The following is a 14,802-nucleotide window of genomic DNA, read 5'->3' on the forward strand; positions in this document are numbered from 1 at the left end:
CGCGGGGTGCTGTTCGACTGCGAGCGGCTGACGCTCGCCCGGCGGCTCAGGGGCCTGCGCAAGAACCAGCTCGCGCAGGCCGTGGGGACGACGCCGAAGGCGATCGGGCAGTACGAGGCGGGCGTGCAGAGGCCCGAGGAGACGACGGTGCGGCGGCTGGCGATCGCGCTGGGCGTGCCCGTCGAGTTCTTCCAGAGCGGCCGCAGCCCGGTCTCCATGGACGGGGCCCACTTCCGGTCGCTCCGGTCGACGACGCAGATCGAGCGGGACCAGGCGCTCGCCTACGGGCGGATCGCCACCGACGTCGTCGCCGTCCTCGAAAGGCTCGTCGACCTTCCCGAGGTCGACCTTCCCGAGTACCCGGTCTCGCCGGAGGAGATCGCCGGCCCGGGGCCCGCCGAGGCGGCCAGGCTGACCAGGAAGGCGCTGGTCGAGCGGGCCGGGCCGGTGCCGCACGTCGTCCGGCTGCTGGAGTCCCACGGCGTGATCGTCCTCGTGCTGCCGCGGGCGGCCGAGCGGGTGGACGCGTTCAGCGTCGGCGTCCACCCGAGGCCGATGGTCTTCTTCAATCCGGCCAAGGGCGACTACTGGCGCAACCGGTTCGACGCGGCCCACGAGCTGGGCCACCTGGTGATGCACGCCGACGCCGAGCCCGGCGAGAAGATCGTCGAGGACCAGGCGCACCGGTTCGCGGCGGAGTTCCTCATGCCGGAGGCCGACATCGCCGGCGAGCTGCCCACGGGCCCCGACTGGGACCGGCTCGCGCGGCTGAAGGCGTCCTGGGGCGTCAGCATGGCGGCGCTGCTCTACCGGGCCCGCACGCTCGGGATCATGAAGGAGCCGGTGTACCGCGACGCGATGAGCACGCTGAGCTCGCGCGGCTGGCGGCGCCAGGAGCCGGGCCCGGCCCGTCCGCTGGAGCAGCCGACGATGCTGACCCGCGCGCTGGAGGTCGTGGAGGGCGCCGGCACGGATCGCGACCGGATCGCCGGGGACGCCCGGGTCACCCGCGCCGATCTGGACCTGCTCGTCCCGCGCCGGTGACCCCTTCTGGAACGCTCCCGCCCGCATGTTCAACACAATGGCGTGATTTGTAAAGCGGCTGCGCCGGATACGTATCTCTGTCGAGAGGTCTCCTGCGCGTTCACGATTGCCTGTGAGACCCTCCGAGAGTGTTGCCGGACCAACGTATGGAACGCTGGAGACCTGGTGCTTGACAATCGGCTGGTGAGTCCCACCGCGTTGCGCATGCAGCTCGGGGCGCGGTTACGGCGGATGCGCGAGGAGCGCGGTCTCAGCCGGGTGGAGGCGGGCGAGGCGATCCGCGGCTCGGCGTCCAAGATGAGCAGGCTGGAGCTCGGACGGCACGGCTTCAAGATCCGCGACGTCCTCGACCTGCTCACCCTCTACGGCGTCGAGGACGAGGACGAGCGGAATGGCTTCGTGCAACTCGTCCGGGAGGCGAGGAAGCCCGGCTGGTGGCAGGGCTACGGCGATATCGTGCCGAGCTGGTTCGAGCAGTATCTCGGCCTGGAACAGTCGGCGGCGACGATTCGCACTTACGAGGTGCAATACGTTCCCGGCCTTCTCCAAACGCGCGACTACGCGCGGGCCGTCATCGGCCTGGAACACCACGACGCGGCCTACGGGGGCCTCGAACGCCGCCTGTCCCTCCGGATGCGGCGGCAGGAGATCCTGCACCGCGCGACCGGCGCGACCACGCTCTGGGCGGTGATCGACGAGGCGGCGCTGCGGAGGCCGATCGGCGGGCCGCGGACGATGCGCGGCCAGATCGAGCATCTGATCGCGGTGTCGGAGGGCATGACCAACGTGAAGGTTCAGGTCCTGCCGTTCGCGGCGGGCGGGCACCTGGCGCTGGGCGGCCCGATCACCATCGTGCGGTTCGCCGAGCACGACCTGGACGACGTGGTCTACCTGGAGCAGCTGACCGGCGCCCGCTACCCGGAGGGCCAGGAGGCCGTCCGCTACCAGAAGATCATCGACCTGCTGGGCATCCGCGCGGCCCGCCCCGCCCGCACCACGACCTTCCTCAGGGACCTGCTCGACGAGCTCTGATCCCCCGTCGGGACGAGCGGCTCCCCCTCCGGCGGGAGGGGAGCCGCCCCCCGCGCTCACTACCGTCCTCCGTGACGTGCACGACGATCCGGCGGGCGGCGGGAATGGACAGTTCAGCGACGATCATCGCGTTCCTCATCGGAACGGCGATCAACACCTGGGTCATGGCGTACGGGGCGAGGAGCCTGCTCGACGCCCGGTTCCCCCTGTTCCGGACGCTCGTGGCGGGCGCGGTCGGGCAGGCGGTCGCGAGCCCGATCATCGGCGCGCTGATCGGCGACCTGCGCGCGGACCGGGAGCCCGTGGCCCTGACCTGGCTCGCCTGCCTCGGCTTCGCGTGCGCGCTCCTCGTCTCGATGACGATCCTGGTCCTGTGGGAGGCGTTCGTCCCGACCGGGACGGTGCCGTCGCCGCTCCACTGGTTCGGCGCCGTCCGGTCGCGGATCGCGCGGACCCGCCGCTACCGGCGCATCTCGTTCATCTTCCTGCGCCACGGCCTCGGCCCGTACCTGCGCGGACGCGCCCGCCCGAGCGCCCGCACCGCGCGCTCGTTCACGCACGCCCTCGAACAGGGCGGCGTCGTGTTCGTCAAGCTCGGCCAGGTCCTGTCGACACGGCGGGACGTGCTGCCGCCGGAGTTCGTCCGGGAACTGGGGCGGCTGCAGGACTGCGCCGCACCGGTCCCGTGGCCGCAGATCGAACGCGTCCTCCACGAGGAGCTCGGCGACACGCGCGACGTCTTCGCCTCCTTCGACCGGGCCCCGCTCGCCGCCGCGTCCATCGCGCAGGTCCACCGGGCCACGCTCCGGTCCGGCGAGGAGGTCGTCGTCAAGATCCAGCGGCCGGGCGTCCGCGCGGTCGTCGAACGCGACCTCGACATCGTCGGACGCCTCGCCCGGACGCTCCACGAGCGCGCCGGATGGGCCCGGTCGTTCGGCGTCGTCGACCTCGCGGACGGCTTCGCGACCGCGCTGCGGGAGGAACTCGACTTCCGGGTCGAGGCCCGCAACATGGCCTCGGTCGCGGCGACCGCCCGCAACGGCGACGTCGTCGTCCCCCGCCCGCACGACGACCTCTGCACGAGCCGCGTCCTCGTCATGCAGCGCCTGGACGGTGTCGCGCTCAGCAAGGCCGGCACGCGCGTCGACTCCGCCGGGCTGGACCGGACCGCCCTCGCGCGCACCCTCCTCGACACGGTGCTGCGCCAGATCGTCCTGGACGGCGTCTTCCACGCCGACCCGCACCCCGGCAACATCCTGCTGCTCGACGACGGCCGCCTCGGCCTGATCGACTTCGGCTCGGTCGGACGGCTCGACACCGAGCTGCGCGGCTGCCTCCAGCGCATGCTCATCGCCCTGAACCGGGGCGACGCGGTCGCGGTGACGGACGCGTTCCTGGAGGTCGTGGCCCGTCCGGACGAGCTGGACGAGCAGGCCCTCGCCCGCGCGCTCGGCGCCTTCATGGCCCGCCACCTCGGCCCGGGGACCAGCCCGGACATGGCCATGTTCACCGACCTGTTCCGGCTGGTCGCACGGTTCGACCTCGCGGTCCCGGCCGAGATCGCGGCGGTCTTCCGGGCGCTCGCGACGCTGGAGGGCGGCCTGAGCGAGCTCGCCCCCGGATTCGCGATCGTCACCGAGGCCCACACGTTCGGCGAGTCCTACCTGCGGGAACGGCTCCGGCCCGGCTCCCTGCGCGAGGCCGCGAACGACGAACTGCTCAGCCTGCTGCCGATGCTGCGCCGCCTCCCCCGCCGCCTGGACCGCATCACCGCCGCGGCGGAGGCGGGCCGCCTGAGCGTGAACGTCCGCCTGTTCGCCGACGAGTCCGACCGCCGCACGGTCACCGGCCTCCTCCAGCAGGTCCTGCTCACCATCCTCGCGGCGACCGCCGGGGTGATGGCGGTGATGCTGCTCGGCCTGCGCGACGGCCCCGCGATGACCCGCGACGTGACCCTCTTCCAGTTCTTCGGCTACTGCGGCCTGGTCATCTGCTCGGTCCTCTCCCTCCGCGTCCTGGCGGTGATCTTCCGCCGCTGATCGAACATATGTTTGACCAGGGCGGGTACAGTGGAGGGATGTTCCAAGGGTCGTTGCTGGACAGCACGGACGAGAGCGGTCCGCGGTCTCTGGACGCGGTGCGGCGGACGCCGTTGGAGCACGGCGCCTGGGTCGACGTCCTGCCCGGATGGATTCCGAACGCCGACGCGCTGTTCGAACGGTTGCTCACGTCCGTCCCGTGGCGGGCCGAGCGGCGGCGCATGTACGACAAGGTGGTGGACGTCCCGCGCCTCCTGGCGTTCTACGACGAGAACGCGGAACTGCCCGATCCCGTCCTGGACGAGGCGAAGGCGGCGCTCGACGAGCACTACGCCGAGGAACTCGGCGAGCCGTTCCGGACGGCCGGTCTCTGCCTCTACCGGGACGGACGCGACAGCGTGGCCTGGCACGGCGACACCATCGGGCGCGGCGCCACGCATGACACGATGGTGGCGATCCTGTCGGTCGGCACCCCGAGGAGCCTGCTGCTCCGTCCGCGCGGCGGCGGGCCGGCGATCCGCCGCGACCTGGGCCACGGCGACCTCATCGTCATGGGCGGGAGCTGCCAGCGGACGTGGGAGCACGCGATCCCGAAGAGCGCCCGCGTGACGGGCCCCCGGGTCAGCGTCCAGTTCCGACCGCGCGGGGTCCGCTGAGCGAGGCGAACACGGATCGCCTCATGGCACCATGAACGGTGATTCGTGAGGAGGCCCGTTGCAGCGTCTGGTCGTGTCACTCTCCTCCCCCCGGGCGTATCGGACAGTGCTGGAGGCGTTGCAGGCGCCGCTGCCGTACGGCGCCGGGAGGCACATCCTGATCGAGCCGGGGGCCTATCCCAACACCGGGTTCCACTGTCCGGACGATTTCGTCATGACGGCCGTGGGCGGCCCGGGTTCGGTCACGCTGGACGGCGCCACGAACGCGACGGTCGAGGTCACCGGAAGGGTGACCCTTCAGGGGCTGACCGTCCGCAACTGGAGCGACGAGGGCCTCGCACTGGACGCCGCGGAAGGCAGCGTCCTGGCGGAGCACTGCGAGTTCATGACCCGCTCCGACGTGGCCGTGCGCGCGGCCAGCGGCGCGCAGCTGGCGCTGATGGGGTGCCGGGTGCTGGACGGCGCGGTCGTGTACGCCGCCGCGTCCGGGGTCATGGAGAGCACCAGCGTCAGCGGGACCGAGGGCAACGCGGTGGCGATCCGCAGCGGCAGCACAGTGACCTTGCGGTCGTGCCAGGTCGATGACGCGGGCGGGCACGGCATCTGGGTGACCGAGGGGTCGCGCCCGCTGATCGAGCAGTGCACGATCAGCGGGCCGGAGGGCGCCGGGATCCGGGTGGACGACCACGCGGACGCGGCGGTCCGCAACTGCGCGTTCCACGGCTCGGGCGGGTCGTCCCTGATCGTCCTGGAGAAGGGCAAGGCGGTCGCGGAGGACTGCCTGATCGAGGATCCGCACCTGGACGCGCTGTGGGTGGCGACCGGCGGCTCGCTGACAGCGCGGCGGATCAGGATGGAGTCGCCGCGGCGGACCGGCGTGGTCGTCGAGAAGGGCACCGCGCTGCTGGAGGACTGCGAGGTCACGGGGGCGAGCACCAACGGCCTGTCGTTCGTCGCGCACGCGGACGTCACGGTCGTCCGGGGCCGGATCACCGGCGCGGGGAAGGTCGGCGCGGGGCTCGGCTCCGGCGCGCGCGCCGTACTGGACGGGATGACGATCAGCGGCAGCGGGCTCGCCGGCGTGAGCGTGGATTCGGGCGGCCGGCTCACCCTGCGCGACTGCACGGTGGTGGACACCCGCGGCGCGGGCGTGGTCGCCGACCGGGGCGCGCACATGGACGTGAGCGGCCTCGTCAGCGAGCGCAACCAGAAGCCGGACAGGCTCGACCCGAACGCGAACGGCACGACGACCGCGCAGGTCGTCGAGCCGGCGGTGGCGGATGAGCCCCAGCCGAAGCAGGAGCCCAAGGCCGCGCCGCCCACCGGGGAAGGGACAGGCGGGCCGTCGGCGGATGCGCTGTTGGGCCGGTTGGAGGCGATGGTGGGTCTTGCGGGGGTGAAGCGTGAGATCCGGAAGGTGACGAATCTTCAGAAGGTGGCTGAGCAGCGGCGGCTTGCGGGGTTGCCGCCGGGTCCGGCGCTCGGTCGGCACATGGTGTTCGCGGGTCCGCCGGGGACGGGCAAGACGACGGTGGCTCGGTTGTATGGGGGGATTCTGGCGGCGTTGGGGGTGGTGGAGAAGGGTCAGGTGGTGGAGGTCAGCCGGGCTGATCTGGTGTCGGAGAACGTCGGCGGCACGGCGTTGCAGACCTCGGAGGTGTTCCAGCGGGCCCGGGGTGGGGTGTTGTTCATCGATGAGGCCTACACGTTGTCGCGGAAGGCGACGGGGACCGATTTCGGGCAGGAGGCCATCGACACCCTGGTCAAGTTGATGGAGGACCATCGCGACGAGGTCGTGGTGATCGCGGCGGGGTACTCGGCGGAGATGCGCGACTTCCTGGCCGCCAATCCGGGGTTGAAGTCGCGGTTCTCCCGGACGGTGGAGTTCGAGAACTACAGTCCCGCCGAACTCGTCCAGATCGTCGAGTCCAACGCGGCGCGGGACGGGTACCGGCTGGCCGATGACGCGCGCGCGGCGATCCTGGCGCATTTCGCGGGGCAGCGCCGCGACGCGACGTTCGGGAACGGGCGGGCGGCGCGGCAGGTGTTCGAGGCCGCGGTGGAACGCCAGGCGCAGCGCCTGGCCGACCTCCCCGAACTGCCCTCTGGTGAAGAACTGAGCCTGCTCGTCGCCGAAGACCTCGACGTCGACACAGGCCTGGCCGCCCGGTTCGGCGAAGCCCGCGACGCCGGGCAGGTCACCGATGTGCTGGCGCGGCTTTCGGCGATGACGGGGCTGGAGGAGGTCAAACGCGAGATCAAGGACCTGCTGGACCTGCTTGCCTCGGCGCGGCGGCGCCGGGCTGCGGGGCTGGAGGCCGAGCCGTTCACCGGGCATCTGATCTTCGCCGGTCCGCCGGGCACGGGCAAGACGACCGTCGCGCGCCTGTACGGGGAGTTGCTCACCGCTCTTGGGGTGCTGGCGCAAGGGCAGGTGGTGGAGGCGGCACGCGTCGATCTGGTCGGGCAGTACGTCGGGCACACCGCCCACAAGACCACCGAGGTGTTCGAGCGCGCCCGGGGCGGGGTGCTGTTCATCGACGAGGCCTACACGCTGTCGCGGCCGGGCGGATCGGGGCACGACTTCGGGCAGGAGGCCATCGACACCCTGGTCAAGCTGATGGAGGACCACCGCGACGAGGTCATCGTGATCGCCGCCGGGTACACCGACGAGATGCAGGGGTTCCTGGCCACCAACCCGGGCCTGGCGTCCCGGTTCGCGCGCACGCTGACCTTCCAGCCCTACCCCGTCGAGGGTCTGGCGTCCATCTTCGTCAAGAAGGCCCAAGCAGCCGACTACCGCGTCCCTGATGCCACTCGCGAGGCCCTGACCGGTTATCTGACCGCGAACCGGGACCGGTTCCGTGAAGGCAACGGCCGCGAAGTCGACAAGCTGGTCCGGTCCGCCATCACCGCCCACGCCCGCCGCACCGAACAACTCGCCAACAGCGGCATCGAACTCACCACCGAACAACTCGCCACCCTCCTCCCCGAAGACATCACCCCGTAGCGGCGTGCAGCAGGTCGCGGACGGCGGTCCGGTGATCGCCGGTCCGCCACGCCAAGGCGAGCCTGCTCGGCGACAGTCCCGTGACAGGGATGGCGGCGATCCCTGGGCGCCGATAGATGGCGGCATTGCCGGACGCCATCAGCACCACGCCGCTGCCGTCCTCGATGGCCGCGAAGGTCTCGTCGGCGTTGGAGACCGTCGCGCCTATCCGGACGGGTTTTCCGGCACGTTCGTCCAGGGCGAGCCAGAAGTCGCGCAGGGGGCCCGCCTCTTCCGGGAGCGCGAGGAAGGGTTCGTCCAAGAGCTCCTCGAACGCGAGGGTCTTGCGCGCAGCGAACCGATGGTCGTCCCTTAGCGCGACGCAGCGCGGCTCCTCCGCGACGATCTGGACGTTGAACGCGTCCTGACGCGGGATGGGCAGCCACACGAACGCGACGTCCACGTCGCCGGCGCCCAGGCCGGCGGTGGGATCGTCCCAGTCCACCTGCCGGAAGCGGATGCGCCACGTGGGACGGCGTTCGGCGAACCGCTCGCGCATGTCCGCGAGGAGGCCGCGCCCGATGCTCGTGGACATCCCCACGGTGATCAAGGACGCCTCACTCGCCGCGGCGTCGCTGACCGCGCGCTGTGCCCCGTCCCACGCGCGCAGCATCTCGCGGGCCGCGGGCAGCAGCGCCCGTCCCGCCGCGGTCAGCGCGACGCTCCGGCGGTCGCGGTGGAGCAGGCGCACCCTCAGCTGCTCCTCCAGTTGCCGGATCTGCTTGCTCAGCGCCGGCTGCGACACGAACAGCCGCTCGGCGGCGCGGGTGAAGGAGAGCTCCTCGGCGACCGCGACGAAGTACCGGAGGTCCCGGAGGTGCGCGTCCATAGCCGAAGGTAATCACGGCCGGTATTGGACGCGCGACCGCGGCCCGCACGATGATCGTTCCAACATCCGACGGGAGGAACGGCATGACGGTCGCGCTGGTCACCGGGGCGAACCGGGGCATCGGGCGCGAGGTGTGCCGGCAGCTCGCCGCACGCGGCCACCGGGTGCTGCTCGGGGCGCGCTCGGCGGAGGCGGCCGAGCGCGCGGCGGAGGAGACCGGCGCGACGCCCGTCCGGCTGGACGTCACCTCGGCGGCGGACGTCGAGCGCGCCGCGGCCGAGATCGGCGAGCTGGACATCCTGGTCAACAACGCCGCGATCACCTACGACACCTGGCAGCGGGCGTCGAGCGCGGACCTGTCCGTCGTCCGCGCGGCCGCCGAGACCAACCTGTACGGGCCGTGGCGGCTGACGCAGGCCCTCCTGCCCGTGCTGCGGCGCAGCCGGCACGGGCGGATCGTCAACGTCTCCAGCGAGGCCGCCTCGCTCACCAACATGGGCGGCGGCACTCCCGCCTACACCGCCTCGAAAGTCGCTCTCAACGCGCTGACCTGCATGCTCGCCGCCGAACTGCGCGCCGACGGCATCCTCGTCAACGCGGTGTGCCCCGGCTGGGTCGCGACCGGCATGGGCGGCCCGGGCGGCCGTCCCGTCGCCGACGGCGCGGCCGGCGTGGTGTGGGCCGCGACCCTGCCCGACGACGGGCCGACCGGAGGCTTCTTCCGCGACGGCCGCCCCCTCCCCTGGTGAAAGGACCCTTGATGATCCTCGTGACCGGTGCCACCGGAAACGTCGGCTCCGAGCTGGTCGACGTCCTCGCCTCGTCCGGCGAACCGGTGCGCGCCCTCGTGCGCAGGGCTCCGGCGTCCCCGCGCGACGGCGTCGAGTACGTCACCGGCGACCTCGACGACCCCGCGTCCCTGGCCGACGCGCTGGACGGAGCCGCCGGCGCCTTCCTGCTGCCCGGCTACCGCGACATGCCGGGCGTCCTCTCCGAGGCCCGCCGCGCCGGCGTCGGGCGGGTCGTCCAGCTCTCGGGCGGTTCGGCGGGCAGCGGGGACATGACCAACGCCGTCAGCCGCTACATGATCAACACTGAGCGCGCGGTGCGCGACTCCGGCCTCCCGTGGACGATCCTGCGCCCGACCGCGTTCATGTCCAACGCGTTCCGCTGGCTTCCGCAGCTCAGCGCGGGCGACACGCTGCGGCTGCCGTTCGCGGGCGTGCGCACCGCCGCGGTGGACCCGCGCGACATCGCCGCCGTCGCCGCGAAGGCCCTGCTGGAGGACGGCCACGAGGGACAGATCTACTTTCCCACCGGCCCGGAGTCCCTCCTGCCCGCCGAGCAGGTCGCCGTCCTCGGCGAGGTCCTCGGCCGGAACCTGCGCTTCGAGCCCCAGCCGGACGACGAGGCCCGCGCCGAGATGAGCGGGCAGATGCCGGTGGAGTACGTCGACGCCTTCTTCGACTTCTACGTCAACGGCTCACTGGACGAGTCGGTCGTCCGCTCGACCGTCCAGGACGTCACGGGCGTTCCGCCCCGGACCTTCCGCCGATGGGCCGAGGCGCACGCCACCGCCTTCGCGTGATCCCGACCCCTACTGCGCCGGGCAGGTCGTGCCGGGCGGGGGGAGGGTGAGGGTGGTCAGGTAGGCGTCGATCGCGTCCTGCATGCAGGGGCCGCGGCCGTAGCTGCCGTGGCCCGCGCCCGCGTAGGTGAGCAGGCGTCCCGTGGGGCCGAGCTGCCGCGCGACGTTCTGGGCCCAGGAGTAGGGCGTGGCGGGGTCGTGGACGGCGTTGGCCAGCAGGATCGGCGCGCTGCCGCGGACGCGCAGGCGGTGCTGCGGGTTGCGGACGGGCTGCGGCCAGCCGAGGCAGGCGGAGATCGCCATGACGGGACGCGCGAACGTCATGTCGGGGGCGACCTTCTCCGTGCGCCGCATGAGCCTCGCGTACTCGCCGTAGTCGCGCACGGGCAGGCTCCAGTCGGAGCAGAACTGCGCGGTGAAGGGGTCGGTGGCGGTCTCCTCCGCCTTCGGCGCGGCCGCCTGGCGCGAGCCGGTCCGGAGGGGCGGGGCCGCGTCCAGCGCGGCCAGTTTCGACGCCAGCTCCGCCCAGTCGGGGCCGTAGAAGCTCTTGTAGGCCACCAGCACGAGACCGAACTCCGGCAGCGCGGCGCCCGGTGACGAGGGGTCGGGCAGCTCCCCGCGGGCGGCGCGGGCGCGCAGGTCACGCCAGACGGCCCGGACGTCCTTACCGTGCAGGGCGCACTCCTGGCTGCGCTCGCACCAGGCGACGAACTGGTCGAACGAGTCTTGGGCGGCGGCCAGCTCGGACGTGAGGAAGCGCCGGGCGTCGGGGACGCTGTGGTCGTCCACGCTCTCCAGCACCATCGCCCGGACGCGCCGCGGGAACGTCTCGGCGTACATCTCGCCCAGCAGGGTGCCGTAGGAGCTGCCGTGGAAGGTCAGCTTCGACTCGCCCAGGGCGGCGCGGATCGCGTCCACGTCCCGGACGGTGCTGAGGGTGTCGGCGTGGTCGTAGAGCGGGCCGGTGCGGGCGCGGCAGTCGGCCCGCAGGCGCGCGTTGTGGTCGAGGGTCGCCCGGAACTGCGCCGCGCTTTCGATCACCGGCGAGGGGGCGGCCCGGAGCAGGTCGGCCGAGCACGTCACCGGATGGCTGGCGCCGATGCCGCGCGGGTCGAAGCTGACGATGTCGAAGCGCCGGCGCAGTTCGTCGCTGAACCGGTCGATCCCGCCCTTGAGCCTGGTGACGCGCTGGACGCCGGAGTCGCCGGGACCGCCGGGACCGAACACGAGCGTGCCGACGCGCGCGTCCGGGTCGAGGGCCTTTCGGCGCGCGATGGCGAGGCCGAACGCGGGGCCGTCCGGCCGCGACCAGTCGATCGGCAGCCGCAGGGTCGCGCACTCGGCCTTGCCGTCGTCGCCGCACGCGCGCCAGTCGACGGACGACGCCGAGCGCGGCGCGGGCGAGGCGGGCGAGGCGGGTGAAGCGGGCGAGGCGGGCGAGGCGGGCGAAGCGGTGGCGGGTGCCGCGACGCCGGCCAGCGCCACGGCTCCTGCCGCGGCCGCGCCCAGGAGGGCGAGCCTGTTTCCGCGCAGCATGGAAGTCCTTCCGGTGGGGGACGTCAGAGGCCCGCGTCCTCGGAGGCGGGCGACGGTCCCCGGCCCGGCCGTGGCCGGGGACCGCTGACGATCAAGCTAGGGCGGTCCCCCGCACCGGAACAGGGTGATCAGGGGCGATTCAGGGTGGTTTCAGGGTCCACTCAGGGTTCGGGCCGGCCAGACCGAAGCGCTCCGCTCCTTGTCAGAAATTGCCCTTAAATACCAACAGAAACCGCACTTATCGACAATTCAAGAGGCAGAAAACGAGTCGTGTGACTCAGCGCCCTTCGAGCTCTCCGTTCCGGATGGCGGCCAGAAGGGCTTTCCACTGGGCGGGGTCGAGCGTGAGGAAGCCGGCGGAGGTGTCGCGCGAATCGCGGACCAGCACGGCGGGGCCGGCCGCCGCCACCTCGACGCATTCCTGACCCCCGCCGCTGGCGCTGCTCTTCCGCCAGCTCACCGCCGCTCCCCGATCCGACCGGTACACCATCCAGCAACCCTCCATCCATTGCCGGGCGGGTGCCGTCTCGCCAACCGATCGGACAAGAACACCCGCCAGGCGAGCGCCAGCAGGGCACGACAAACCACGACCTTGTGGAAAATTTCCCGATCACGAGTGTAAACGGTTCTAGTTATCCCGCCTACAAGGGAACACAAGATCACCCTGCGTGTTATGACGGCCACTCGCCTTGTCGGTGTCCGATGCGGCTGTCACCTCCGTCGCGTGGTCGGGTTGCGGTCGGGGAATCAGGCCATGAGGTCTTCGGCGGCCTGCCGCAGCAGCGCGATCGACTCGTCCGCCGACAGGGCCTGCTCCAGCAGGAGCTCGAAGGTGTCGCGGTACTCGGTGATCCGTTCGTCCTCGCCGGTGATCATCACGCTGGCGCCCGGCCGCGCCTCCAGCCAGAGGACGTCGTCGAGGTCGCCGTCGAACTCCAGGAGGCTGAACGGCCCGTCCAGCCCGAGGTGCGCGCCCGCCTTGAACGGGATGATCCTCACGGTGAGCAGGTCGTCGCGCTCGCACGCGTCCGCGATGTGGTTGAGCTGGGCGGGCATGATCGCCGGGTCGCTCTTGATGCCGACGTGCCGGCGGATGACGGCCTCGTCGATGATGTAGTGCTGGCGCGGCGGGTTCTGCCGCTTGGCGAACTCCTGCTGGCGCTGGATGCGCAACTTCGCCGCCAGCACCCGCGCCTGCTCGGAGATCTTGCCGGTGGACAGGACCTCGGCGTACTCGGCCGTCTGGATCAGCCCCGGGATGACGGTCCCGTGGAACTGCCGGATGAACGCCGCGCCGGCGGAGTACCCGACATAGGAGAGAAAGCTCGGGTCCAGATCTCCGCGGTAGGCGTTCCACCAGGCGGGCTCCCGCGCGCCGCGGGCGAGTGCCTGCAACCGCTCCTGGCGCCCCTCGGAGGTGACGTCGTAAACCGCGAGCAACGCCTGAAGATCGGTGCGGGTGATGGCGTTCTTGCCGCCCTCCACCCGGATGAGCTTGGACGGAGACCACTCAAGCTGCCGCGCCACCTGCTCCTGCGTCAGCTTCTTCTCTTTGCGCAGGCGGACGAGCTCGGTGCGCAGCAGCGCACTCTGGACTACGGGGCCCTGGTCACTGACCATTGGTTCGCTCACTCTGAGTAGTGCATGCCACCCAACTGGATGCTACATGGCAGACGGGGACCTGGCATCCCACTCCCCGACACGACGCTACATGTCCCGGACATCTGATCTTCGCTCCGCCCACCAGACCCCGCCATATCGCCCAAAACTCGCGTCGGTAGCTTCCAGAGTGCTGCATACCGTCGGACTCTGTTGTAATGTGCTACATAGCAGATTAGCAGACGACGTCATGCAACAAGACGTGATGCCACATCCGAGCGCGGATGAGGTTGAACACAGGGTGAGGTCCCGGCGGGGAACGGCGAAGCCGGGCCGGGGCCGACCGCAGGCGGAGACGGGCCGGCCGCGAGCGGGTACGACGAAGAGGCCGAACGCGCCACACGGGGAGGCCGCAAAGGGGAGACCAGACTCCGGCGACGCCAGAGGGCGGAACCGGGCGAGGAACATCAGAAGAAGGCACTGCCAGCGAAGGCAACAGAGTCGCCCGCCGCTTCCCGCCGATCAACGGTTTGGCAGCCACGACGATCGGAGGGAGAGCGGAGAGCGACTCCCGGGGCCGCACGAGACGGCCGGCCGACCGCGCACATCCTCTGCGAAAGCGCAGGAAGATCCGCGCTGACCTGCCAAAACGTCTCTGCGGACTCATCTAGTCTAACCGCGACCACGCGGTGCGGACCATAGGTGATGTGACTCCGGTCACCCGCGGGCCATACCGGTCCTACCCGGCGCCCGGCGGATTCCGGAGCCGCGATTCGAGGCATGGGGTCCCTGACATGTCCAGACAGCACGTACCGTCCCCCACCTCCGCCGTCCACCCCACGAGTCCGGCGGGCTCGTCGCCGCCCGCCCGGCAGGGCGTCGGGCGGGTGAGCCGATGAACGAGCACGCCCGCCACCACGACCCGGACAAGATCGTCCCCAACGAGCTCGTCCCGCGGCAGCGGACCGTCCAGCGGCGGGCCGAGACCGTCCGGCGGCCCGGGTTCTGGCACGGGCTCACCACCGTCGAGCGCGCCGCGTTCCTCGCGCAGGCGCGGGAGGTCGTCCACCCCGTCGGCGCCGTGCTGTGGACCGAGGGCCAGGACGCCGACCACACCCTCGTGATCAAGTCCGGCTCGGTGCGGATCTCCGTGGAGCGGGACGGCCGCGAGCGCTTCGTCGCCTTCCGCGGGCCCGGCGACATCATCGGCGAGCGCGCCGCCCTGCTGCTGCGCCGCCGCTCGGCGACCGTCGTCGCCATGGACGCGCTCCACGTCCTGTGCCTGACCACGCAGGAGTTCGTGGCCTACCTGAGCGACCACCCGCACGTGGTGGCCGGCGAGCAGGTCACCGGTCTCCCTGTCGAAGACGAGCTCCGACCGCGACCGGTACTCCCCCTGCTCCTGCCGAGGCGCGCCGTACTCCCCGTCC

General features: G+C 71.6%; 12 protein-coding genes. 8 read left to right on the forward strand and 4 right to left on the reverse strand.

Annotated elements, in window-relative coordinates:
* The first annotated feature begins 6 nt into the window (after positions 1–6).
* The 5 genes from AB0K37_RS14855 to AB0K37_RS14875 all read left to right on the forward strand — a co-directional run bounded on the left by AB0K37_RS14855 (position 7) and on the right by AB0K37_RS14875 (position 7,781).
* A complete protein-coding gene (locus AB0K37_RS14855) occupies positions 7–1,044 on the forward strand; it encodes an XRE family transcriptional regulator (RefSeq protein ID WP_363980243.1) in 1,038 nt (345 codons plus the stop codon).
* A 165-nt stretch (positions 1,045–1,209) separates the two neighbouring features.
* Entirely contained in the window at positions 1,210–2,076 is an 867-nt protein-coding gene (locus AB0K37_RS14860; protein ID WP_363980246.1) for a helix-turn-helix transcriptional regulator, read from the forward strand.
* Positions 2,077–2,180: 104 nt separating this feature from the next.
* On the forward strand, positions 2,181–4,115 hold the full coding sequence (locus AB0K37_RS14865) for an AarF/UbiB family protein (protein WP_363980249.1): 1,935 nt from the start codon (positions 2,181–2,183) through the stop codon (positions 4,113–4,115).
* Between the two features lie 38 nt (positions 4,116–4,153).
* The gene (locus tag AB0K37_RS14870) at positions 4,154–4,771 is read left to right on the forward strand and encodes an alpha-ketoglutarate-dependent dioxygenase AlkB (protein WP_363980252.1); all 618 of its coding nucleotides are present in this window, start codon (positions 4,154–4,156) and stop codon (positions 4,769–4,771) included.
* Positions 4,772–4,844: 73 nt separating this feature from the next.
* Entirely contained in the window at positions 4,845–7,781 is a 2,937-nt protein-coding gene (locus AB0K37_RS14875) for an AAA family ATPase (RefSeq protein WP_363980255.1), read from the forward strand.
* Here AB0K37_RS14875 and AB0K37_RS14880 read toward each other — a convergent pair.
* Positions 7,771–8,649: a LysR family transcriptional regulator gene (locus tag AB0K37_RS14880; RefSeq protein WP_363980257.1), complete on the reverse strand. Its 879-nt coding sequence runs from the start codon at positions 8,647–8,649 to the stop codon at positions 7,771–7,773. The genes AB0K37_RS14875 and AB0K37_RS14880 overlap by 11 nt on opposite strands.
* A gap of 83 nt (positions 8,650–8,732) precedes the next feature.
* On the opposite strand from AB0K37_RS14880, the gene AB0K37_RS14885 reads away from it, so the two are divergent.
* Both AB0K37_RS14885 and AB0K37_RS14890 read left to right on the forward strand, forming a co-directional pair.
* Positions 8,733–9,398, forward strand: coding sequence for an SDR family NAD(P)-dependent oxidoreductase (locus tag AB0K37_RS14885; protein WP_363980260.1), 666 nt, complete (start codon positions 8,733–8,735; stop codon positions 9,396–9,398).
* Between the two features lie 11 nt (positions 9,399–9,409).
* On the forward strand, positions 9,410–10,237 hold the full coding sequence (locus AB0K37_RS14890) for an NAD(P)H-binding protein (RefSeq protein ID WP_363980263.1): 828 nt from the start codon (positions 9,410–9,412) through the stop codon (positions 10,235–10,237).
* Between the two features lie 9 nt (positions 10,238–10,246).
* Here the strand turns inward: AB0K37_RS14890 and AB0K37_RS14895 are convergent, their stop codons facing one another.
* The 3 genes from AB0K37_RS14895 to AB0K37_RS14905 all read right to left on the reverse strand — a co-directional run bounded on the left by AB0K37_RS14895 (position 10,247) and on the right by AB0K37_RS14905 (position 13,405).
* Complete coding sequence (locus AB0K37_RS14895) at positions 10,247–11,773, reverse strand: alpha/beta hydrolase (RefSeq protein ID WP_363980266.1); 1,527 nt, start codon at positions 11,771–11,773, stop codon at positions 10,247–10,249.
* Positions 11,774–12,050: 277 nt separating this feature from the next.
* Positions 12,051–12,233: a DUF397 domain-containing protein gene (locus tag AB0K37_RS14900; protein ID WP_363980269.1), complete on the reverse strand. Its 183-nt coding sequence runs from the start codon at positions 12,231–12,233 to the stop codon at positions 12,051–12,053.
* Positions 12,234–12,520: 287 nt separating this feature from the next.
* Positions 12,521–13,405, reverse strand: a complete 885-nt coding sequence (locus AB0K37_RS14905) for a helix-turn-helix transcriptional regulator (protein WP_360359858.1) — start codon at positions 13,403–13,405, stop codon at positions 12,521–12,523.
* Between the two features lie 862 nt (positions 13,406–14,267).
* Here AB0K37_RS14905 and AB0K37_RS14910 point away from each other — a divergent pair.
* Positions 14,268–14,802 (forward strand): cyclic nucleotide-binding domain-containing protein (locus AB0K37_RS14910; protein ID WP_363980272.1); only part of this gene is annotated, 535 nt, incomplete at its 3' end.

Origin of the sequence: Actinomadura sp. NPDC049753, assembly GCF_040674655.1 — a bacterium.
In the GTDB taxonomy this organism is placed as follows: Bacteria; Actinomycetota; Actinomycetes; order Streptosporangiales; family Streptosporangiaceae; genus Spirillospora; species Spirillospora verrucosospora.

What these genes read in the sequence shown, in the direction of transcription:
- AB0K37_RS14865 (WP_363980249.1), top strand. Translation starts at nt 2,181, where the DNA reads ATGGACAGTTCAGCGACGATCATCGCGTTCCTCATCGGAACGGCGATC.
- AB0K37_RS14870 (WP_363980252.1), top strand. Translation starts at nt 4,154, where the DNA reads ATGTTCCAAGGGTCGTTGCTGGACAGCACGGACGAGAGCGGTCCGCGG.
- AB0K37_RS14880 (WP_363980257.1), bottom strand. Translation starts at nt 8,649, where the DNA reads ATGGACGCGCACCTCCGGGACCTCCGGTACTTCGTCGCGGTCGCCGAG.
- AB0K37_RS14885 (WP_363980260.1), top strand. Translation starts at nt 8,733, where the DNA reads ATGACGGTCGCGCTGGTCACCGGGGCGAACCGGGGCATCGGGCGCGAG.
- AB0K37_RS14890 (WP_363980263.1), top strand. Translation starts at nt 9,410, where the DNA reads ATGATCCTCGTGACCGGTGCCACCGGAAACGTCGGCTCCGAGCTGGTC.
- AB0K37_RS14895 (WP_363980266.1), bottom strand. Translation starts at nt 11,773, where the DNA reads ATGCTGCGCGGAAACAGGCTCGCCCTCCTGGGCGCGGCCGCGGCAGGA.